This window comes from Escherichia albertii, assembly GCF_028622335.1.
Lineage (GTDB): Bacteria > Pseudomonadota > Gammaproteobacteria > Enterobacterales > Enterobacteriaceae > Escherichia > Escherichia albertii.
The window spans coordinates 3,221,020-3,242,665 of the sequence record NZ_CP117568.1; the positions used below are offsets into that span (position 1 = coordinate 3,221,020).

General features: G+C 51.4%; 17 protein-coding genes and 1 riboswitch. Of the genes, 11 read left to right on the forward strand and 6 right to left on the reverse strand.

What is annotated here, in order from left to right:
- Window position 1: 1 nt before the first annotated feature.
- On the forward strand, window positions 2–343 hold the full coding sequence (locus PS053_RS15710) for a PTS fructose-like transporter subunit IIB (protein WP_000323856.1): 342 nt from the start codon (window positions 2–4) through the stop codon (window positions 341–343).
- Here PS053_RS15710 and PS053_RS15715 read toward each other — a convergent pair.
- The 4 genes from PS053_RS15715 to argE form a co-directional block, all read right to left on the reverse strand.
- Complete coding sequence (locus tag PS053_RS15715) at window positions 330–1,181, reverse strand: helix-turn-helix transcriptional regulator (protein ID WP_000274605.1); 852 nt, start codon at window positions 1,179–1,181, stop codon at window positions 330–332. The genes PS053_RS15710 and PS053_RS15715 overlap by 14 nt on opposite strands.
- A gap of 214 nt (window positions 1,182–1,395) precedes the next feature.
- Entirely contained in the window at window positions 1,396–3,129 is a 1,734-nt protein-coding gene (locus PS053_RS15720) for a phosphoethanolamine transferase CptA (protein WP_000556324.1), read from the reverse strand.
- Between the two features lie 182 nt (window positions 3,130–3,311).
- A complete protein-coding gene (gene ppc / locus PS053_RS15725; protein WP_001005557.1) occupies window positions 3,312–5,963 on the reverse strand; it encodes a phosphoenolpyruvate carboxylase in 2,652 nt (883 codons plus the stop codon).
- 388 nt (window positions 5,964–6,351) lie between these two features.
- Window positions 6,352–7,503, reverse strand: a complete 1,152-nt coding sequence (gene argE, locus PS053_RS15730) for an acetylornithine deacetylase (protein ID WP_002460659.1) — start codon at window positions 7,501–7,503, stop codon at window positions 6,352–6,354.
- A 153-nt stretch (window positions 7,504–7,656) separates the two neighbouring features.
- Between argE and argC the strand changes: the two genes are divergently transcribed.
- The 4 genes from argC (at window position 7,657) to oxyR (ending at window position 12,046) form a co-directional block, all read left to right on the forward strand.
- Complete coding sequence (gene argC / locus PS053_RS15735; protein WP_054411648.1) at window positions 7,657–8,661, forward strand: N-acetyl-gamma-glutamyl-phosphate reductase; 1,005 nt, start codon at window positions 7,657–7,659, stop codon at window positions 8,659–8,661.
- Between the two features lie 10 nt (window positions 8,662–8,671).
- Window positions 8,672–9,445 carry an acetylglutamate kinase gene (gene argB / locus PS053_RS15740; RefSeq protein ID WP_010337677.1) on the forward strand — a complete coding sequence of 258 codons (774 nt, stop codon included), beginning with the start codon at window positions 8,672–8,674 and terminating at the stop codon, window positions 9,443–9,445.
- Window positions 9,446–9,504: 59 nt separating this feature from the next.
- A complete protein-coding gene (argH, locus tag PS053_RS15745; protein ID WP_044714635.1) occupies window positions 9,505–10,878 on the forward strand; it encodes an argininosuccinate lyase in 1,374 nt (457 codons plus the stop codon).
- A gap of 250 nt (window positions 10,879–11,128) precedes the next feature.
- Window positions 11,129–12,046 (forward strand): DNA-binding transcriptional regulator OxyR, encoded by a 918-nt coding sequence (gene oxyR, locus PS053_RS15750; protein WP_001025944.1) that lies wholly within the window; start codon window positions 11,129–11,131, stop codon window positions 12,044–12,046.
- Here the strand turns inward: oxyR and sthA are convergent.
- Window positions 12,029–13,429, reverse strand: coding sequence for a Si-specific NAD(P)(+) transhydrogenase (gene sthA / locus PS053_RS15755; RefSeq protein ID WP_001120820.1), 1,401 nt, complete (start codon window positions 13,427–13,429; stop codon window positions 12,029–12,031). The two genes, oxyR and sthA, sit on opposite strands and share 18 nt — an antisense overlap.
- 329 nt (window positions 13,430–13,758) lie before the next feature.
- Between sthA and PS053_RS15760 the strand changes: the two genes are divergently transcribed.
- From PS053_RS15760 to PS053_RS15775, 4 genes are all read left to right on the forward strand, one after another.
- A complete protein-coding gene (locus tag PS053_RS15760) occupies window positions 13,759–14,925 on the forward strand; it encodes a M20 aminoacylase family protein (protein ID WP_256879420.1) in 1,167 nt (388 codons plus the stop codon).
- Between the two features lie 48 nt (window positions 14,926–14,973).
- On the forward strand, window positions 14,974–16,290 hold the full coding sequence (locus PS053_RS15765) for a citrate-proton symporter (protein ID WP_059271419.1): 1,317 nt from the start codon (window positions 14,974–14,976) through the stop codon (window positions 16,288–16,290).
- A 104-nt stretch (window positions 16,291–16,394) separates the two neighbouring features.
- Window positions 16,395–17,045 (forward strand): HTH-type transcriptional repressor FabR, encoded by a 651-nt coding sequence (gene fabR / locus PS053_RS15770; RefSeq protein ID WP_002460670.1) that lies wholly within the window; start codon window positions 16,395–16,397, stop codon window positions 17,043–17,045.
- Window positions 17,045–17,404, forward strand: a complete 360-nt coding sequence (locus PS053_RS15775; RefSeq protein WP_000806406.1) for a YijD family membrane protein — start codon at window positions 17,045–17,047, stop codon at window positions 17,402–17,404. The genes fabR and PS053_RS15775 overlap by 1 nt, the downstream gene beginning before the upstream one ends.
- 49 nt (window positions 17,405–17,453) lie before the next feature.
- Here the strand turns inward: PS053_RS15775 and trmA are convergent, their stop codons facing one another.
- The gene (gene trmA / locus PS053_RS15780) at window positions 17,454–18,554 is read right to left on the reverse strand and encodes a tRNA (uridine(54)-C5)-methyltransferase TrmA (RefSeq protein ID WP_000187038.1); all 1,101 of its coding nucleotides are present in this window, start codon (window positions 18,552–18,554) and stop codon (window positions 17,454–17,456) included.
- Between the two features lie 113 nt (window positions 18,555–18,667).
- Window positions 18,668–18,860, forward strand: a riboswitch (cobalamin riboswitch).
- Between the two features lie 65 nt (window positions 18,861–18,925).
- On the opposite strand from trmA, the gene btuB reads away from it, so the two are divergent.
- Window positions 18,926–20,770, forward strand: coding sequence for a TonB-dependent vitamin B12 receptor BtuB (gene btuB / locus PS053_RS15785; RefSeq protein ID WP_256879419.1), 1,845 nt, complete (start codon window positions 18,926–18,928; stop codon window positions 20,768–20,770).
- A complete protein-coding gene (gene murI / locus PS053_RS15790; RefSeq protein WP_071825235.1) occupies window positions 20,715–21,572 on the forward strand; it encodes a glutamate racemase in 858 nt (285 codons plus the stop codon). The genes btuB and murI overlap by 56 nt, the downstream gene beginning before the upstream one ends.
- Window positions 21,573–21,646: the final 74 nt, after the last annotated feature.

The following is a 21,646-nucleotide window of genomic DNA, read 5'->3' on the forward strand; positions in this document are numbered from 1 at the left end:
AATGGCATACCTGGTAGCAGTAACCGCCTGCGTGAGCGGCGTGGCGCATACTTATATGGCGGCAGAACGGCTGGAAAAGTTGTGCCAGCAAGAAAAGTGGGGCGTCAGCATCGAAACGCAGGGCGCGCTGGGAACTGAAAATCGTTTATCGGAAGAAGATATTCGTCGGGCTGATGTGGCGCTGCTGATTACCGATATCGAGCTTTCTGGTGCGGAGCGATTCGAGCATTGTCGCTATGTGCAATGCGGTATTAGTGCGTTTTTACGGGAACCACAGCGAGTAATGAGCGCAGTGCGCAAAGTGCTTTCTGCACCGCAACAAACCCATCTTATTCTGGAGTAGTTGGTTTTTCTGTCAGTTGGCTGTGGTATTGCCGACGATACTCCGACGGTGAGCGTTCGGTATTTTTGCGAAACAGACGGCAAAAGTAGTTGCTGTCGACAAACCCGCAGGCGTGCGCCACTTCTTTTACCTTCAGGTCATAGCCTTTCAATAACGTTTTTGCATGTTCCAGCCGCGTGTGGTTCAGATATTCGTTAAAGCCAATAGCGCCTGTTTTTTGAAACAGGTGAGAGAGATAGTTTGGTGAAATGTAGAACGCCTGCGCAACAGATTCACGAGTCAGCGCGGAGGCATAACGTTCGTCGATATAATCGCGGATAGCCTCGAACAGCGCCTGGCTGCGCGAAGCGGTCTGGATTTGGCTGCCGAGTAAGTCGCGGCAGTGGCTAAGCAGACTGGTGACGATAAGTCTGGCCGTTTGCTGTTCCTGCGGCTGCATTTGCATTTCATTGAGTGTTTGCAGTAAGAACGAACCAATACGCGGGCCGCGTCGGGCGACGTGCTGTTTCGCCAGGTTTTGATATTGCTTGCCATTCCATTGCACGACGCTGAAGCCGAGTTGCTGTTTGCCAAACAGCACGCTAAAAGTCGTGGTGGGTGTTTGCCATTGCGGGAAATTCCAGCCGCCAGCGGGGACGTACAGTACATCGCCCGGAACTAACGCCGCACCCGCGCCGGTATCGACAAATTCACCCTCCAGCACAATTTCCAGCCGTGGGAAATCGACCTGATACGCAAGATCGGGGACCGGACCATTAGTGCTGGCAAAGTAAATCTGACGGAGCGGCAGCGGGCCGTTTATCAGGCGGGAGAGCAAATAGCTGACGTCGTGATACATGTTATTCCCTTCGATATGCAGACGGGAAAACAGTAACTGGCATTAGGAAAAAAGGCCACCTGAAAAGCGTGGCCTGATGGGAGTTCGATGTAAACATTGCGGCAGTTGTATTGCCGGATGCGGCGTAAACGCCTAATCCGGCTTACCGCCGCGATCTGTCGACCGGGTAAGACGCGTCAAGCGTCGCATCCGGCAAAGAGCACTTGGCTGATAATTACTGATTACCCACCTGATCGCCATACGGCAGAGTATCGTAATCGATCAGCGCATTTTTCTTATACGGGTTACCAATCCAGCGAGTGGTTTCTTTGAACTGCGGGTTCACCACTGAACGGGTTGGGTCGTAACCGTCGTAAGATAAACCAGCCAAATCTGACCAGGTGTGGATCAGTTCCGCCAGGCTGTATTTACGATTAACATCCTGCGAGAAATCACGCGGATGAGTCGCCTGCCATTTGTCCGACGTCCACAGCAGGAACGGAATGGTGTACATGTGGCGTGTCGGGTTGTCTTCGTTGCGCCCCTGAGTTTTGTGCGGAGGCGTGTCGTAAACCTCTTCACCGTGGTCAGAGAAATAAACCAGGAAACCGTTCGGGTCGGTCGCTTTAAAGTCTTTAATCAGGCTGGCAACCACGTGATCGTTGTACAGGTTAGCGTTGTCGTAATCGTTATACGACTCCAGCTCTTCCGCGTTCAATCCCGGCGGGACATGATCGGTATTGCCATCAAACTTGCCCTGATCTTCCGGGTAACGGTACTTGTACTTGATATGTGTGCCCAGCAGATGAACGATGATCAGTTTCTTCGGCGCAGGGTCCTTCAGCACTTCCTGGAATGGCTTCAGTACGTTGGTGTCGTATTCACGGGCACTCTGCGTGCGTTGCTGATTCATGTAGTACTGCTTGTCGGTCTGGCGCGAAAATACCGTCAGCATGGTGTTGCGGGCGGTCATCGTTTGCTGGTTGGTGATCCAGAAGGTTTTATAACCTGCCTGTTTCATCATGTTCATCAGCGACGGTTGCGTCAGATACAGATCCGGGTTCTTTTCGTTGGCGAAAGTCAGCGCCTGTTGCAGGATTTCAATGGTGTACGGACGTGAAGTGACCACGTTATTAAACACAGTCAGATTCGGATCGGTTTTATGCAGCATATCCAGTTCCGGCGTGGTTTCACGCGGATAACCGTACAGACTCATACGCCCACGCTGGGTAGATTCACCAATCACCAGTACTAAAGTACGCGGCGCATCGCCGGAATTATCTTTAAAGTTTGCCAGTGGCGGTAACGCATCGTTTTCGTTAAGCAACCGGGTCAGTGAAGAGAGTTGCTGACGATATTGATAATAGCCGGAAATAAACTGCCACGGAGCCGCAGGTTCCATGCGTGAAGCCAGGTTATTCAGCGTTTTCGCGAAAGGTTTATGGTTGATGACGGAATTGACCACCATCGGATGCAAAATCAAACCATACAGCAGTGCAAACGACACCAGATAGCGCCACGGAGATGGAATATAGACCGGGCGCAGGCGTGTCCACAGCAGAACAGCCACCGCTGTATAGGCCAGCGCGATAAGCACAATCTTCAGGCTGAAATACTGGCTTAAATACTCACTGGCTTCGTTGGTGTTGGTTTCAAACATCACGAACAGAACGCTTTGCGAGAACTCCTGACCATATATGACGTAGTAGCACAATGCGGCCAGTGAGGCCGCCCAGAGCACCACGCCGACTACTGCCGCGATAATTTTAATCCGCCTTGGGAAGAGGAATACCGGGATCAACCACAGCGAACTAAACAACAGCGAGTCGCGAACGCCGTTGGTACCGCTGTAGCCGCTGATGTAAATAATGGCCTGTAGCAGGGTGGAGAAAAACCAAAAATAGAGCAGTGCCCAACCCAGGGCTTTCCAGCTAAAAAGGGGTTTAGCCTGGACTTCTGTGGAATGCATAGTAAAAACCTGTCTCGAAAAAAATAGCGCTGAATGTAACGACAAAACCTTAAAGATATCTGAAGGGATATCCGGGATTTGAATAAAATGCAGACAGAAATATATTGAAAACGAGGGTATTAGAACAGCAGTATTTCAGAAAACCCTCGCACAAAAGCACGAGGGTTTGCAGGAGAGGAGGATTAACCGGTATTACGCATACCTGCCGCGATCCCGGCAATAGTGACCATTAACGCTTGTTCAACGCGAGGATCTGGTTCGTGGCCTTCTTTTTCCGCCTGACGGGAACGGTGCAACAATTCTGCTTGCAGTACGTTTAGCGGGTCGGTGTAAATATTTCGTAGCTGAATAGACTCGGCAATCCACGGTAGATCCGCCATCAGATGGGAGTCATTGGCAATCGCCAGCACGACTTTGATGTCTTCTTCTTGTAGATTGCGTAACTCTTTACCCAGCGACCAAAGCTCTTTTGCGACCAGCCGCTGATCGTAGTATTCCGCCAGCCACAGATCCGCTTTGGCGAAAACCATCTCCAGCATTCCAAGGCGCGTTGAGAAGAAAGGCCAGTCGCGACACATGGTTTCCAGCTCGTTCTGTTTGCCATCTTCCACCACTTTTTGCAGCGCCGTACCTGCGCCCAGCCAGGCTGGCAGCATCAGGCGGTTTTGCGTCCAGGCAAAAATCCACGGAATGGCGCGCAATGATTCGACACCGCCGGTCGGGCGACGTTTCGCCGGACGTGATCCCAACGGCAGTTTGCCGAGTTCCTGCTCTGGCGTGGCAGAGCGGAAGTAAGGTACAAAATCTTTGTTTTCACGCACGTAGCCGCGGTAGACATCGCAAGAGATGACAGACAGTTCATCCATAATGCGACGCCAGCTCTCTTTCGGCTCCGGTGGCGGCAGCAGGTTGGCTTCCAGAATCGCCCCGGTATACAGCGAAAGGCTGCTAACAGTGATTTCTGGCAGACCGTACTTGAAGCGGATCATCTCGCCCTGTTCGGTCACACGCAGGCCGCCTTTCAGGCTTCCCGGCGGTTGCGACAGCAGTGCCGCATGGGCCGGTGCGCCGCCGCGACCAATGGAACCGCCGCGACCGTGGAACAGCGTCAGTTCAATGCCCGCTTTTTCGCAGGTTTTGATTAACGCATCTTGTGCCTGATATTGCGCCCAGGATGCCGCCATCACACCCGCATCTTTTGCTGAGTCGGAATAGCCAATCATCACCATCTGTTTGCCCTGAATCAGGCCGCGATACCAGTCGATATTCAGCAACTGGGTCATGACATCGTTAGCGTTGTTCAGGTCATCCAGGGTTTCAAAAAGCGGTGCGACTGGCATCGCAAATCCAATACCTGCTTCTTTCAGTAACAGGTGGACGGCCAGTACGTCGGACGGCGTTTTCGCCATTGAGATCACATAGGCAGCAATCGAACCTTGTGGCGCTTCGGCAATGACCTGACAGGTATCAAGCACTTCACGCGTTTCGGCGCTTGGCTGCCAGTTGCGCGGCAGCAATGGACGTTTAGAGTTCAGTTCGCGGATCAGGAATGCTTGTTTGTCGGCTTCAGACCAGCTTTCGTAATCGCCAATGCCGAGGTAGCGGGTCAGCTCGCCCAATGCTTCGGTATGACGAGTGCTCTCCTGGCGGATATCAATACGCACCAGCGGTACGCCGAAACATTTCACACGACGCAGGGTATCGAGCAGATCGCCGTTGGCGATAATTCCCATGCCACATGCCTGAAGTGACTGATAACAAGCGTAGAGCGGCTCCCAAAGTTCTTCGTTTTGCGTCAGCAGACCTTCTGGCTTCGGCAGTTCTTCGCCTTTCAGACGTGCTTCCAGCCAGGCCTGTGTCGCCATCAGACGGGAGCGCAGGTTTTTCATCAGATAGCGATACGGTTCTGCGGCGCCTTCTTCGCCGACCAGCGCCAGCAGTTCAGGCGTCGCGTCAACCATCGACAGTTCAGAAACCAGAACCTGAATATCTTTCAGGAACAGATCGGTCGCTTTCCAGCGGCTGAGCAACAAAACGTGTCGGGTGATATCCGCGGTAACGTTCGGGTTACCGTCACGGTCGCCGCCCATCCACGAAGTAAAACGGACTGGAACAAATTCCACTGGCAGTTTGTAGCCGAGATTCTCTTCCAGTTGTTCGTTCAGTTCGCGCAGATAATTCGGCACGCCTTGCCACAGGCTGTTTTCCACCACGGCAAAGCCCCATTTGGCTTCATCTACCGGGCTTGGGCGCTGTTTACGGATTTCATCGGTATGCCAGGACTGAGCGATCAACTGACGCAGGCGGCGCATCAGTTGGTTTCGCTCGTAGTCAGCGATGTCTTTGTTATCGAGCTGTTTCAAACAGGTGTTCACTTCCACCATTTTGTGGATCAGCGTACGACGGGTAATTTCGGTCGGGTGCGCGGTCAGAACCAGTTCCAGCGACAGCGATTCCACCGCTTTTTTGATCGTAGCAGCGTCAAGGTCTGGCTGGTTTTTCAGTTTACGCAGGGTGCGGGCAATGACTTCCGGGTTGCTGGCAGCCTCGCCTTTCGGCGAAATGCTATGATATTGCTCAGCGGTGTTGGCCAGATTCAGAAACTGACTAAACGCACGTGCAACGGGCAGCAGCTCGTCGTTCGACAAATTTTGTAAGGTGGTGAGTAACTCCTGGCGGTTAGCATCATTGCCAGCGCGTGAAGATTTGGACAACTTACGGATAGTTTCTACGCGTTCAAGAATGTGTTCGCCCAACGCATCCTTGATGGTTTCTCCCAGCACTTTGCCGAGCATACTGACATTACTACGCAATGCGGAATATTGTTCGTTCATATGACCCCAGACACCCCATCTTATCGTTTGATAGCCCTGTATCCTTCACGTCGCACTGGCGCGAATATGCTCGGGCTTTGCTTTTCGTCGTCTTTTATAAAGCCACGTAAACGCGGTGACGTCAAATGCTGCGAAATCGCTTCAGCAAACGAATAAATAGCCGGAATTTACGCCATTAAATTCACAACGAATAAAATAAGCGTAACTTATGGAAATGTTAAAAAATCGCCATACATAACACCAAAGGTGTAGGTCAGATAAGTTTGGGCATCATTTGAGTCACTGTAGGCCGGATAAGATGCGCAAGCATCGCATCCGACATGATTTGTAGCACCGGAGCTTCGCAACAGTGCCGGATGCGGCGTGACCGCCTTATCCGGCCCGAGTTTTAATGCCAGCAGAAATGATGAATTACCTGAGTGATCAGCTCACGGGTGGGCTTGATAAAACGTGTTTCCAGATATTCATCAGGCTGATGAGCTTGATTGATTGAGCCGGGGCCTAATACCAGCGTCGGGCATAACGTCTGAATAAAAGGCGCTTCGGTACAATAGTTCACCACTTCGGTCTGCGCGCCGAGCAATTTCTCAACCACTTCAACCAGTTGATGGTTCGGCGGGCATTCATAGCCAGGGATCGGCGGATGTAACTCTTCGACCGTCAGACGACCCGGCCAGCGTTCGCTCACTGGCGCCAGCGCGTCGTTGAGTAATCCATTCAGCTCATTGAGTGTCATGCCCGGCAGCGGACGAATATCCATATGTAACTCACAGCAGGCACAGATACGGTTAGACGCGTCGCCACCATGAATATGCCCGAGGTTGAGTGTGGGATATGGCACGGTAAACGCTTCGTAGTGATAGCGTTCTTTCAGATTATCGCGCAATTGCAAAATATGACCGATGGCGTCGTGCATCAGTTCGATAGCATTAACTCCGCGCGACGGATCGCTGGAGTGCCCAGACTGGCCCATGATTCGGATGGCATTGGAGATGTGACCTTTATGTGCGCGTACCGGTTGTAGCGATGTTGGTTCGCCAATGATGGCGCAGTCAGGACGCAGAGCGGTGGTTTCGGCAAAATAGCGCGCCCCAGCCATGCTGGTTTCTTCATCGGCGGTTGCCAGAATATAGAGCGGTTTTTTCAGTTTTGTGACGTCGACATCGCGTAATGCATCAAGGATAAACGCAAAGAACCCTTTCATATCGGCGGTGCCTAAGCCGTAAAGTTTGCCCTCATGCTCTGTCAGCGTAAACGGATCGCGCGTCCAGCGCCCATCATCAAACGGCACGGTATCGGTATGGCCTGCCAACAGTAAGCCGCCAGCGCCCTGCCCGCAACTGGCCAGCATATTAAACTTATTGCGCGTCTCTGGCACGGGCTGGACTTCCACATTGAAGCCCAAATCTTTAAACCAACCCGCCAGCAGAGTGATTAAATCTGCATTGCTTTGATCGAGCGCCTCTTCCGTAGCGCTTATTGAAGGTGTGGCAATCAGGGCGCGGTAAATCTCGATAAATGGCGGTAATTTGTTTTTCATTGTTGACACACCTCTGGTCATGATAGTATCAATATTCATGCAGTAATTATGAATAAAAATACACTAACGTTGAGCGTAATAAAACCCACCAGCCGTAAGGTGAATGTTTTACGTTTAACCAGGCAACCAGACATAAGAAGGTGAATAGCCCCGATGTTGAATACGCTGATTGTGGGGGCCAGCGGTTACGCTGGCGCAGAGTTAGTGGCCTATGTAAATCGCCATCCGCATATGAACATAACCGCTTTGACGGTTTCTACGCAAAGCAATGATGCGGGAAAGTTAATCTCCGATTTGCATCCGCAGCTCAAAGGCATCGTTGATCTGCCGTTGCAGCCGATGTCGGATATCAGCGAGTTTAGTCCAGGGGTGGACGTGGTGTTTCTCGCCACCGCCCATGAAGTTAGCCACGATTTAGCACCGCAATTTCTTGAAGCTGGCTGTGTGGTGTTCGACCTTTCCGGCGCGTTTCGTGTTAACGATGTCGCCTTCTACGAAAAATATTACGGCTTTACCCATCAATACCCGGAACTGTTGGAACAAGCAGCTTATGGTCTGGCGGAGTGGTGCGGAAATAAATTAAAAGACGCAAATTTGATCGCGGTGCCGGGTTGTTATCCCACAGCGGCACAGTTGGCGCTGAAACCGTTGATTGACGCCGATCTCCTCGACCTCACTCAGTGGCCGGTCATCAACGCCACCAGCGGTGTGAGCGGGGCAGGACGTAAGGCGTCGATTTCAAATAGCTTTTGTGAAGTCAGCCTGCAACCTTACGGTGTCTTTACCCATCGCCATCAGCCTGAGATTGCCACACACCTCGGCGCCGACGTGATTTTCACTCCACATTTGGGCAATTTCCCGCGCGGTATTCTCGAAACCATTACCTGTCGCCTTAAGCCTGGCGTAAACCAGGCGCAAGTGGCGCAAGCGTTGCAGCAGGCGTATGCCCATAAACCGTTGGTACGGTTGTATGACAAAGGCGTTCCGGCGCTGAAAAACGTCATAGGGCTGCCGTTCTGCGATATCGGGTTTGCCGTTCAGGATGAGCATCTGATTATCGTGGCGACCGAAGATAATTTATTAAAAGGTGCGGCGGCACAGGCTATCCAGTGCGCCAACATTCGTTTCGGCTATGCGGAAACGCAGTCTCTTATTTAAGGATGCAAAGATGAATCCATTAATTATCAAACTGGGCGGCGTACTGCTGGATAGCGAAGAAGCGCTGGAACGTCTGTTTAGTGCACTGGTGAATTATCGTAAGTCACATCAGCGTCCGCTGGTCATTGTCCACGGCGGCGGCTGCGTGGTGGATGAGCTGATGAAAGGGCTGAATCTGCCGGTGAAAAAGAAAAATGGCCTGCGGGTGACGCCTGCGGATCAGATAGACATTATCACCGGGGCGCTGGCGGGAACGGCAAATAAAACTCTGCTGGCGTGGGCGAAGAAACACCAGATTGCTGCTGTAGGCTTGTTTCTCGGTGACGGCGATAGTGTAAAAGTGACCCAGCTCGATGAAGAGTTAGGCCATGTTGGACTGGCGCAGCCAGGTTCACCTAAGCTCATCAACACATTGCTGGAAAACGGTTATCTGCCGGTGGTGAGTTCTATTGGCGTGACCGACGAAGGGCAACTGATGAACGTCAATGCTGACCAGGCGGCGACGGCGCTGGCGGCAACGCTGGGCGCGGATCTGATTTTGCTTTCTGATGTCAGCGGCATCCTCGATGGCAAAGGGCAACGTATTGCCGAGATGACGGCAGAGAAAGCGGAGCAACTGATTGAGCAGGGCATTATTACGGATGGCATGATTGTGAAAGTGAACGCGGCGCTGGATGCCGCGCGCGCGCTGGGCCGTCCGGTGGATATCGCCTCCTGGCGTCATGCGGATCAGCTTCCGGCACTGTTTAACGGTATGCCAATGGGCACGCGGATTTTAGCTTAAGTTTTGTTAGCCGGAGGCGTTGCTATCCGGTATTGCATTCAAAAGAAGGAAACAGAGTTATGGCACTTTGGGGCGGACGTTTTACCCAGGCAGCAGATCAACGGTTCAAACAATTCAATGACTCACTGCGTTTTGATTACCGTCTGGCGGAGCAGGATATTGTTGGCTCTGTGGCCTGGTCCAAAGCGTTGGTAACGGTAGGTGTGTTGACCGCAGAAGAGCAAGCGCAACTGGAAGAAGCATTGAACGTGCTGCTGGAGGAAGTTCGCGCCAGGCCACAACAAATTCTCGAAAGCGATGCTGAAGATATTCATAGCTGGGTGGAAGGCAAACTAATCGACAAAGTGGGTCAGTTAGGCAAAAAGCTGCATACCGGGCGTAGCCGTAATGACCAGGTGGCGACTGACCTGAAACTGTGGTGCAAAGATACCGTTAGCGAGTTGCTGACGGCTAACCGCCAGTTGCAATCGGCGCTGGTGGAAACGGCGGAAAACAATCAGGATGCGGTAATGCCGGGTTATACGCATCTACAACGCGCTCAGCCGGTGACGTTCGCGCACTGGTGCCTGGCTTATGTTGAGATGCTGGCGCGTGATGAAAGCCGTTTGCAGGATGCGCTCAAGCGTCTGGATGTCAGCCCGTTAGGCTGTGGTGCGCTGGCGGGAACGGCTTATGAAATCGACCGTGAACAGTTGGCAGGTTGGCTGGGGTTTGCCTCGGCGACCCGTAACAGTCTCGATAGCGTTTCTGACCGCGACCACGTGCTGGAGCTGCTTTCTGCGGCCGCTATCGGTATGGTGCATCTGTCGCGTTTCGCTGAAGATCTGATTTTCTTTAACACCGGTGAGGCCGGTTTCGTGGAGCTTTCTGACCGTGTGACTTCCGGTTCGTCATTAATGCCGCAGAAGAAAAACCCGGATGCGCTGGAGTTGATTCGTGGTAAATGCGGGCGTGTGCAGGGGGCGTTAACCGGCATGATGATGACGCTGAAAGGTTTACCGCTGGCCTATAACAAAGATATGCAGGAAGACAAAGAGGGTTTATTCGATGCGCTCGATACCTGGCTGGATTGCTTGCATATGGCGGCACTGGTGCTGGACGGCATTCAGGTGAAGCGTCCGCGTTGCCAGGAAGCCGCACAACAGGGTTACGCTAATGCCACTGAACTGGCTGATTATCTGGTCGCAAAAGGCGTGCCGTTCCGCGAAGCGCACCATATCGTGGGTGAGGCGGTGGTGGAAGCTATTCGTCAGGGTAAACCACTGGAAGAGCTGTCGCTGGCCGAGTTGCAGAAATTCAGTCCGGTGATTGGCGAAGATGTCTATCCGATTCTGTCGCTGCAATCGTGCCTCGATAAACGTGCAGCAAAAGGCGGCGTCTCACCGCAGCAGGTGGCGCAGGCGATTGCTTTCGCGCAGGCGCGGTTGGGGTAAGCACATTTCTTTATGCAAACGTGAGCTGTTTTTTGAGTAAAAAAAATGCGGATCCTGGGATCCGCAAAAGTTCACGTTGGCTTTAGTTATTCGAGTTGAGAAACTCTCGAAACGGGCAGTGACTTCAAGGGTTAAAAAAGGTGCCGCTCCGTTTCTGTGCTCTATTATTAGACAGAAAGCTTGATAGGGATAATCGTTCGTTGCTATGCTTCCTATCGCCGCTAACTATCGTGGCGATGGAGGATGGATAATGAATATTCGTGATCTTGAGTACCTGGTGGCATTGGCCGAACACCGCCATTTTCGCCGTGCGGCAGATTCCTGCCACGTCAGCCAGCCAACCCTGAGTGGGCAAATTCGCAAGCTGGAAGATGAGCTGGGCGTAATGTTGCTGGAGCGGACGAGCCGCAAAGTGTTGTTCACCCAGGCGGGAATGCTGTTGGTGGATCAGGCGCGTACCGTGTTGCGCGAGGTGAAAGTCCTCAAAGAGATGGCAAGTCAGCAGGGCGAGACCATGTCCGGCCCGTTGCATATTGGTTTGATCCCCACAGTTGGACCTTACTTGTTGCCGCATATTATTCCGATGCTGCACCAGACCTTCCCGAAACTGGAAATGTATCTCCATGAAGCGCAGACTCACCAGCTACTGGCACAACTGGACAGTGGCAAACTCGATTGCGTGATCCTTGCGTTGGTGAAAGAGAGCGAAGCCTTTATTGAAGTGCCGTTGTTTGATGAACCCATGCTGCTGGCAGTCTATGAAGATCACCCGTGGGCTAATCGCGAATGTGTGCCGATGGCCGATCTGGCAGGGGAAAAACTGTTAATGCTGGAAGATGGTCACTGTTTGCGTGATCAGGCGATGGGCTTTTGTTTTGAAGCGGGGGCGGATGAAGATACGCATTTTCGTGCCACCAGCCTGGAGACGTTGCGTAACATGGTGGCGGCGGGTAGCGGTATTACTTTGTTACCGGCGCTGGCTGTGCCGCCAGAGCGTAAACGCGATGGCGTTGTCTATCTTCCATGCATTAAGCCGGAGCCCCGTCGTACTATTGGTCTGGTTTATCGTCCTGGTTCGCCGCTACGCAGCCGCTATGAGCAGCTGGCAGAGGCTATCCACACAAGGATGGATGGCCTCTGCGATAAAATGTTAAAAGAGGCGGTTTAAGCCATTTAACGCGGCTACCCGATAGGCTTCCGCCATCGTCGGGTAGTTAAAGGTGGTGTTAACGAAGTACTCAATGGTGTTGCCGCCACCTTTCTGTTCCATAATCGCTTGACCGATATGAATAATTTCGGCTGCGCGCTCACCAAAGCAATGGATACCCAGAATTTCTTTCGTTTCCCGATGGAACAAAATTTTCAGCGTACCCACGTTCATTCCGACGATTTGCGCACGTGCCAGATGTTTAAACTGGGCGCGCCCCACTTCATACGGCACTTTCATCGCAGTGAGTTGTTGTTCGGTTTTGCCCACGGAGCTGATTTCCGGGATGGTGTAGATACCCGTCGGGATATCTTCAATCAGATGCGCGGTGGCTTCGCCTTTCACCAACGCCTGTGCGGCGATGCGTCCCTGGTCGTAGGCCGCTGAAGCCAGACTTGGATAACCAATCACGTCGCCTACTGCGTAAACGTGCGGCTGTGCAGTTTGATACATGCTGTTGACTTTGAGTTGTCCACGGCTGTCAGTTTGCAGACCGATGTTTTGCAATGCCAGCGAATCGGTGTTCCCGGTGCGACCGTTGGCATAGAGCAGGCAGTCTGCTTTCAGTTTTTTACCTGACTTCAGGTGCATGATCACGCCGTCATCGCAGCCTTCAATCTTCTCATACTCTTCGTTGTGGCGAATCACTACGCCACTGTTCCAGAAGTGATAGGAGAGAGAATCAGACATCTCTTGATCAAGGAATGCCAGCAGGCGATCGCGAGTGTTGATCAGATCCACTTTCACATCCATACCACGGAAGATCGACGCATATTCGCAGCCGATTACTCCAGCGCCATAGATAAGCACGTGGCGCGGTTCGTGATGCATGCTAAGAATTGAGTCGCTGTCGTAAATGCGTGGATGAGTGAAATCGACATCCGTTGGATGATAAGGACGTGAACCGCAGGCAATAACAAATTTTTCAGCGGTCAGCGTTTCGGCCGTGCCGTCCGGGCAGTCCAGTGCCAGCGTGTGTTCGTCAACAAAGCGGGCGTTCCCCTGCAATATTTCACAGTGATTACGTTCGTAAAATCCCTGACGCATGCGCGTTTGTTGATTAATCACGTTATCAGCATGATTGAGAATATCGGCAAAAGAAGAACGGAGTAGTCGCGAATGGTCGCTGTAAAGTGGGTTTTGATTGAATTCAATGATACGGCTGACGGCGTGGCGGAGGGCTTTTGATGGGATGGTGCCCCAGTGGGTACAGCCGCCGCCAACGTTTTGATAACGTTCAATAACCGCGACGCGCGCTCCTTGTTTAACCAGGCCCATTGCAGCGCCTTCGCCGCCGGGGCCGGAACCTATTACTATGGCATCGTAATCGTAGGAATGTGGCATGGTAGGGCTTACCTGTTCTTATACATAAAAGCAACAGAATGGTAACATTTTATCGCGGGTAAGCCAATTGATCCCCGTCATTTATCTGGCTATATCATGAGCGGCCCTGGCTTTGTCTTCCCCCTTCTTATTTTATTTATTCACTATTAATCGCTTTTTCTTATAGCTGATAGTTTTATCTTGCCGAAGCGTGCTTTTTTGTTATTGTCTTTTTGAAATATCATTATAAAACAAATATATAAATATTTTATATTGATGAGTTATTTATATTTATACCATCAATAAAATCCATTAATTAGCCTGTTTATAAGTGAATAAAGGAATAGCAGATGATCGAACACTATATTCGTGGGTTTGAGGAAGAGCTGCGCGAGATCCGCCATCAGATTCATGAAAATCCTGAACTGGGATTACGAGAGTTTAAAACCAGTACGTTGGTAGCGGAAAAGCTACGCCAGTGGGGCTATGAGGTAGTGCAAGGGCTGGCGACGACTGGCGTGGTGGCCACATTAAAGGTGGGTGACGGAGAGAAAAGTATTGGTCTGCGCGCTGATATGGATGCGTTGCCAATTTATGAAAATAGCGACAAGCCCTGGGCCAGTAAACAACCGGGTTTAATGCATGCCTGCGGGCATGACGGGCATACCACAATATTATTGGGAGCCGCGCGTTATCTTGCTGAAACTCGCCGTTTTAACGGTACGTTGCGTCTCATCTTCCAGCCAGCGGAAGAGATGATCAATGGCGGTGAGATTATGGTTAAAGAGGGCCTTTTCGACCGTTTCCCCTGTGATGTCATTTTCGGCATGCATAACATGCCTGGTTTGCCGGTGGGTAAGTTTTATTTCCAGCCTGGGGCGCTGATGGCGTCAATGGATCAATTCCACATTACCGTTCGCGGTTGTGGCGGACATGGTGCGATTCCTCACAAAGCGATTGATTCGGTTGTGGTTGCCGCGCATATCACCACCGCATTGCAAAGTATAGTAGCGCGCAATGTTGATCCACTGGAAGCGGCAGTGATAACTGTCGGCAGCATTGTTGCGGGTGAAGCCGCTAACGTAATCCCTGATAGCGCTGAAATGAAAATCAGCGTCCGCTCCCTGAGTCGTGAAACCCGACAACTTCTTCTGACTCGTCTCCCCGCTTTAGCACAAGCCCAGGCAGCCAGTTTTGGCGCAACGGCTGAAGTTACGCATGTTAACGGTACTCCGGTGTTGGTTAACGATGAAGAGATGGCGCGCTTTGCCTGGCAGGTAGCGTGTAAAACGTTTGGTGAAGAGCGGGCCGAGTTTGGCATCAAGCCACTGATGGGTAGCGAAGATTTCTCTTTCATGCTGGAAGCCCAGCCGAAAGGCGCTTTTTTGCTGTTCGGTAATGGTGATGTCGGGGAAGGGGCATGCATGGTTCATAACCCCGGTTATGACTTCAACGATGCAAGCCTGGTCCCGGCAAGCAGCTACTGGGGCGCACTGGTAGAAACCTGGCTGCAATAAATAAAAAACAACACAAAACACAACAACTCTTATGGCAAGGAACATGGAATGACGGCGATCGTAAATGAAACAATGGACGTAAGGAAAAAGCCCAGCGGTAAGCGGGTGATTTTTGCCTCAGCGTTTGGCAATGCGCTCGAATTTTTTGATTTTGGTGTTTACAACTTTTTTGTCGTCTACATTAGCGCGCTGTTTTTCCCTCCCAGCGCGGATAAAAACGTCGCACTATTACTGGCATTCGCCACCTTCGGGGTGAGCTTTTTTATGCGTCCGCTTGGTGGCGTTATTGTCGGAGCATGGGCAGATCGATTCGGCCGCAAACCCGCGATGGTGTTTACCATTGCCCTGATGAGCCTGGGGACGCTGATGATTGGTATCGCGCCGACATATGCAACGGCGGGCTATTGGGGAACGGCGACACTGGTGCTGGCGCGCCTGATTCAGGGGGTTGCGGCGGGTGGTGAAGTCGGAGCCTCAATGTCTTTGCTGGTAGAGTCAGCTCCGGCAAATCGTCGTGGTTTTTACAGTAGTTGGTCGCTGGCGACTCAAGGTCTGGCAACAACCTTTGGCGGTGTCGTTGCTTTAGGTTTAAGCGCATGGTTGCCGTTCGTCACAGGTTCAGAAACCGTAATGGCGGAATGGGGCTGGCGTGTGCCGTTTTTTATTGGTGTGCTATTAGCGCCCATCGGTTGCTGGCTGCGCCTGAGCCTGGAAAACGATGGGCCTGCACCTGCGCACAATAAAAAAGTCGTTGCCAACGAAAGCGCCTTCTCTTTACTTATGCAACATAAAGCAACCCTTGCCAACGGCGTTTTACTCGCTATTGGTAGTACGGTTGCGACCTATATCTCTCTCTTTTACTACGGTACCTGGGCGGCGAAGTATCTGGGGATGCCTCAACACTATTCTCATGCAGCGATGTTACTGGCAGGGGTAATTACGTTTGCTGGCGCGCTGCTGGTGGGGATGCTGTGTGATTCAGTCGGACGTAAAAAGCTGATTTTTATCTCGCGTGTGATGGTGTTGATCTGTAGCTGGCCTTCGTTCTGGTTGTTGGTGAATTACCCAAGCCCAGGCATGTTGTTGACGGTGGTTTTCGTGATGGTCAGCTTTACCACGTTGGGCGGCGTACCTGTGATGTTGCTGATCTCTGAGCTGTTGCCCAAACGTATTCGCGCTCTGGGATTTGCCCTGGTCTATAGCATAGGTGTGGCAATCTTCGGCGGTTTTGCACAATATTTTGCGACACAATCCATTGTGTTACTGGATAGCCTGACGGCTCCGGCGTGGTATCTGGGCGGGGGAACGTTGTTATCGATGTTGGCGTTGTTGTTCGTGAAAGAACCGGCTAAAGAGCTGCAATAATTCTGTCTGGTTGCGTTACTGTTCATTCACAACACGGGATGAATCCAGTATGTTCATTCTTCTGGTATAGTGCCAGCGGTACTTTTGGCAAGGATTCAGACATCGTGATGGGCGTAAGAGCGCAACAAAAAGAAAAAACCCGACGTTCGCTGGTGGAAGCCGCATTTAGCCAGTTAAGCGCTGAACGTAGTTTCGCCAGTTTGAGTTTGCGTGAAGTGGCGCGTGAAGCGGGCATCGCTCCCACCTCTTTTTATCGGCATTTCCGCGACGTAGATGAACTTGGTCTGACAATGGTTGATGAAAGCGGCTTAATGCTGCGTCAGCTAATGCGCCAGGCTCGTCAGCGTATTGCTAAAGGCGGGAGTGTGATCCGTACCTCGGTCTCCACATTTATGGAGTTCATTGGTAATAATCCGAATGCCTTCCGGTTATTATTGCGGGAACGCTCCGGCACCTCCGCTGCATTTCGTGCCGCCGTCGCGCGTGAAATTCAGCACTTCATTGCGGAACTTGCGGACTATCTGGAACTCGAAAACCATATGCCTCGTGCGTTTACTGAAGCGCAGGCTGAAGCCATGGTGACGATTGTCTTCAGTGCAGGCGCCGAGGCGTTGGATGTCGGCATTGAACAACGTCGGCAATTAGAAGAGCGACTGGTACTGCAACTGCGAATGATTTCGAAAGGGGCTTATTACTGGTATCGCCGTGAACAAGATAAAACCGCAATTATTCCGGGAAATGTGAAGGACGAGTAATGAAACAAGCAAATCAAGACAGAGGTACGCTGCTGCTGGCACTGATTGCTGGCTTATCGATTAATGGTACTTTTGCAGCGCTATTTAGCTCCATTGTGCCATTTTCTGTATTCCCTGTTATTTCCCTGGTACTGACAGTTTACTGCCTGCATCAACGTTACCTTAATCGCACTATGCCTGTCGGTTTACCGGGACTGGCCGCAGCCTGCTTTATTCTCGGTGTACTGCTGTACAGCACTGTGGTTCGAGCGGAATACCCGGATATCGGTTCTAACTTCTTCCCGGCCGTGCTGTCCGTCATTATGGTGTTCTGGATTGGCGCTAAGATGCGTAACCGTAAACAGGACGTTGCTGAGTAATCGGTATCATGCCGGATGCGATGCTGGCGCATCTTATCCGGCCTGGGTTTTACTTCGCAGTCAGTAACACACCGCACTCCATATGGTGTGTATAAGGGAACTGATCAAACAGAGCCAGACGTTCAACTTTGTGCGTCTGGCTTAATGTTTCCAGATTCTTACACAGTGTTTCCGGGTTGCAGGAGATATACAGAATACGCGGATACGCCTGCACCATTTTCTCGGTTTCACTGTCCAGACCGCTGCGCGGCGGGTCGACAAAAATGGTTTCGCACTGATAACTCTTTAAGTCGATTCCCTGTAAACGGTTAAACTCGCGTACGCCATTCATCGCCTGGGTAAACTCTTCCGCTGCCATACGAATTATTTGTACGTTATCAATATGGTTAGCGGCAATGTTGTATTGCGCCGCGGCGACTGACGGCTTGGCGATTTCGGTGGCGAGTACCCGATCAAAATTACGCGCCAGCGCTAACGAAAAGTTACCGTTGCCGCAGTACAGCTCCAGTAAATCGCCCTTTGATCCTTTGGTGACGTCCAGCGCCCATTCCAGCATCTGAATATTCATCGCCGCGTTCGGCTGGGTGAAGCTATTCTCCACCTGACGGTAGATCATCTCTTTGCCTGCTACAGGCAGACGTTCGTCGATGTAATCTTGATCCAGCTCGATTTTGGTTTTCGTTGCCCGACCAATCAGATGTACATTCAGATTCTGCGCGCGCAGCGCATCACGCAGAGCTTCCGCCTGCTGACGCCACTCATCGTCCAGCTTTTTATGATACAGCAGGGAAACCACTGCCTGGTTACTTAGCGTGGTGAGGTAATCAATCTGGAACAGCTTGTTGCGCAGAACGGGATTATTACGCACGCCCGCAATCATTGCCGTCATTAACTGGTTGATAAGTTCACTGGCGGCAGGAAAGCTCTCTACGCGGATGCGGCTTTTGGTTTGCTGATCGAAAATGATGTGGTACAGGTCATCGCCATCGTGCCAGATGCGGAACTCTGCACGCATCCGGTAATGACTGACCGGCGAGCGAAACACTTCCGGAACCAGGTCAGAAAACGGTGCCATCATACTTTGCAAACGCACCACTTTTTCGGCTAACTGCGCTTCATACTGTTCTGTTGGAAGGTGTTCGGGGGTCATGATGTATCCTGAAAAATTAAAGTACGCGGCGATTGTAGGGATTGCTCATCAGATGTCCAGATCTTGATGAATTCCTATTTGTGAGCTACGTCTGGACAGCAACTTGTTACAACCTGTAGCATCCACTCGCCGGTCCTGTGAGTTAATAGGGAATCCAGTGCAAATCTGGAGCTGACGCGCAGCGGTAAGGAAAGGTGCGATGATTGCGTAATGCTGACACTGCCATCCGGTGGGAAGTCATCATCTCTTTTGTATCCTGTGGATACCCCTCCAAGCCCGAAGACCTGCCGGCCAACGTCGCATCTGGTTCTCATCATCGCGTACTATCGGTGAAACCTGCGGCATCCTTCTTCTATTGTGGATGCTTTACAATGATTAAAAAAGCTTCGCTGCTGACGGCGTTCTCCGTCACGGCATTTTCTGCTTGGGCACAGGACACCAGCCCGGATACTCTCGTCGTTACTGCTAACCGTTTTGAACAGCCTCGTAGCACTGTGCTGGCGCCAACGACTGTTGTGACGCGCCAGGATATTGACCGCTGGCAATCGACTTCGGTCAACGATGTGCTGCGTCGTCTTCCGGGCGTGGATATCACTCAAAATGGCGGGTCAGGTCAACTCTCTTCTATTTTTATTCGTGGTACTAATGCCAGTCATGTATTGGTGTTAATTGATGGTGTACGCCTGAATTTGGCGGGGGTGAGTGGTTCTGCTGATCTTAGCCAATTCCCTATTGCGCTGGTGCAACGTGTCGAATATATCCGCGGGCCGCGATCCGCCGTTTATGGTTCTGATGCGATAGGCGGGGTAGTGAATATCATCACGACGCGCGATGAACCGGGAACGGAAATATCAGCGGGATGGGGAAGTAATAGTTATCAGAATTACGATGTCTCTACACAGCAACAACTGGGGGATAAAACACGGGTAACTCTGTTGGGTGATTACGCCTATACCCATGGCTTTGACGTTGTTGCTTATGGCAATACCGGAATGCAAGCGCAGCCAGATAAAGATGGTTTCTTAAGCAAAACGCTTTACGGCGCGCTGGAACATAACTTTACCGATGTCTGGAGCGGTTTTGTGCGCGGCTATGGCTATGATAATCGTACCAATTATGACGCGTATTATTCTCCCGGCTCGCCGCTTCTCGATACCCGTAAACTCTATAGCCAAAGTTGGGACGCCGGGCTGCGCTATAACAGCGAACTGATTAAATCACAACTGATTACCAGTTACAGCCATAGCAAAGATTACAACTATGATCCTCATTATGGTCGTTATGATTCGTCGGCGACGTTGGATGAGATGAAGCAGTACACCATCCAATGGGCAAACAACGTTACCGTTGGGCACGGTAATATTGGTGCGGGTGTTGACTGGCAGAAGCAGACCACGACGCCGGGCACGGGGTATGTTGACGAGGGTTATGATCAGCGTAATACCGGTATCTATCTGACCGGGCTGCAACAAGTCGGCGATTTTACGTTTGAAGGCGCAGCACGCAGCGACGATAACTCTCAGTTTGGTCGTCATGGCACCTGGCAAGCCAGCGCCGGTTGGGAGTTCATTGAAGGGTATCGTTTTATCGCCTCTTATGGCACGTCTTACAAGGCTCCTAATCTTGGGCAACTGTATGGCTTCTACGGTAATCCGAATCTGAATCCTGAGAAAAGTAAACAATGGGAAGGTGCGTTTGAAGGCTTAACCGCTGGGGTGAGCTGGCGTATTTCTGGGTATCGTAACGATGTCAGTGATTTGATCGATTATGACGATCACACCCTGAAATATTACAACGAAGGGAAAGCGCGGATTAAAGGTGTCGAGGCGACTGCCAATTTTGATACCGGTCCTCTGATGCATACAGTGAGTTATGATTATGTCGATGCGCGTAACGCGATTACTGATACGCCGCTGTTACGTCGTGCTAAACAGCAGGTGAAATACCAGCTTGACTGGCAACTGTATGACTTCGACTGGGGTATTACTTATCAGTATTTAGGAACTCGTTATGATAAGGATTACTCTTCCTGGCCGTATCAAACTGTGAAAATGGGCGGTGTGAGTTTGTGGGATCTCGCGGTTGCGTATCCAGTCACCTCTCACCTGACAGTTCGTGGTAAAATAGCCAACCTGTTCGACAAAGATTACGAGACAGTCTATGGCTACCAAACTGCAGGACGGGAATACACCTTGTCTGGCAGCTACACCTTCTGAACCACGTCCCACCGTGCTGGTGTTTGACTCCGGCGTCGGTGGGTTGTCGGTCTATGACGAGATCCGCCGTCTCTTACCGGATCTCCATTACATTTATGCTTTCGATAACGTCGCTTTCCCGTATGGCGAAAAGAGCGAAGAGTTTGTTGTTGAGCGCGTGGTGGAAATTGTCACTGCGGTGCAAGAGCATTATCCCCTTGCGCTGGCGGTGGTGGCTTGCAATACAGCCAGTACCGTTTCGCTTCCTGCATTACGCGAAAAGTTCGCTTTCCCGGTTGTCGGTGTTGTGCCGGCAATTAAACCCGCTGCGCGTCTAACTGCTAATGGCATTGTTGGATTGCTGGCAACCCGCGGTACGGTGAAGCGTTCTTATACCCATGAGCTGATCGCCCGTTTCGCCAATGAATGCCAGATAGAAATGCTGGGATCGGCGGAAATGGTTGAATTAGCTGAAGCGAAGCTGCATGGCGAAGACATTTCTCTGGATGCGCTAAAACGTATCTTGCGTCCGTGGTTGAGAATGAAAGAACCGCCAGACACCGTTGTTCTGGGCTGTACCCACTTTCCTCTATTACAAGAAGAGCTATTGCAAGTGCTGCCAGAGGGAACCCGACTGGTGGACTCTGGCGCAGCGATTGCTCGCCGAACGGCCTGGTTGTTAGAGCATGAAGCCCCGGAGGCAAAATCTGCCGACGCTAACATTGCCTTTTGCATGGCAATGACGCCAGAAGCTGAACAATTATTGCCTGTTTTACAGCGCTATGGCTTCAAAACGCTCGAAAAACTGGCAATCCCGGACTGATTTGGTTGAATGTTGCGCACTCGGAAAATTATTTTAAATTTCCTCTTGTCAGGCCGGAATAACTCCCTATAATG

Bases quoted from the DNA above. Each gene is read 5' to 3' on its own strand.
- PS053_RS15710 (WP_000323856.1), top strand. From the start codon at position 2: ATGGCATACCTGGTAGCAGTAACCGCCTGCGTGAGCGGCGTGGCGCAT.
- PS053_RS15715 (WP_000274605.1), bottom strand. From the start codon at position 1,181: ATGTATCACGACGTCAGCTATTTGCTCTCCCGCCTGATAAACGGCCCG.
- PS053_RS15720 (WP_000556324.1), bottom strand. From the start codon at position 3,129: ATGCATTCCACAGAAGTCCAGGCTAAACCCCTTTTTAGCTGGAAAGCC.
- ppc (WP_001005557.1), bottom strand. From the start codon at position 5,963: ATGAACGAACAATATTCCGCATTGCGTAGTAATGTCAGTATGCTCGGC.
- argE (WP_002460659.1), bottom strand. From the start codon at position 7,503: ATGAAAAACAAATTACCGCCATTTATCGAGATTTACCGCGCCCTGATT.
- argC (WP_054411648.1), top strand. From the start codon at position 7,657: ATGTTGAATACGCTGATTGTGGGGGCCAGCGGTTACGCTGGCGCAGAG.
- argB (WP_010337677.1), top strand. From the start codon at position 8,672: ATGAATCCATTAATTATCAAACTGGGCGGCGTACTGCTGGATAGCGAA.
- argH (WP_044714635.1), top strand. From the start codon at position 9,505: ATGGCACTTTGGGGCGGACGTTTTACCCAGGCAGCAGATCAACGGTTC.
- oxyR (WP_001025944.1), top strand. From the start codon at position 11,129: ATGAATATTCGTGATCTTGAGTACCTGGTGGCATTGGCCGAACACCGC.
- sthA (WP_001120820.1), bottom strand. From the start codon at position 13,429: ATGCCACATTCCTACGATTACGATGCCATAGTAATAGGTTCCGGCCCC.
- PS053_RS15760 (WP_256879420.1), top strand. From the start codon at position 13,759: ATGATCGAACACTATATTCGTGGGTTTGAGGAAGAGCTGCGCGAGATC.
- PS053_RS15765 (WP_059271419.1), top strand. From the start codon at position 14,974: ATGACGGCGATCGTAAATGAAACAATGGACGTAAGGAAAAAGCCCAGC.
- PS053_RS15775 (WP_000806406.1), top strand. From the start codon at position 17,045: ATGAAACAAGCAAATCAAGACAGAGGTACGCTGCTGCTGGCACTGATT.
- trmA (WP_000187038.1), bottom strand. From the start codon at position 18,554: ATGACCCCCGAACACCTTCCAACAGAACAGTATGAAGCGCAGTTAGCC.
- btuB (WP_256879419.1), top strand. From the start codon at position 18,926: ATGATTAAAAAAGCTTCGCTGCTGACGGCGTTCTCCGTCACGGCATTT.
- murI (WP_071825235.1), top strand. From the start codon at position 20,715: ATGGCTACCAAACTGCAGGACGGGAATACACCTTGTCTGGCAGCTACA.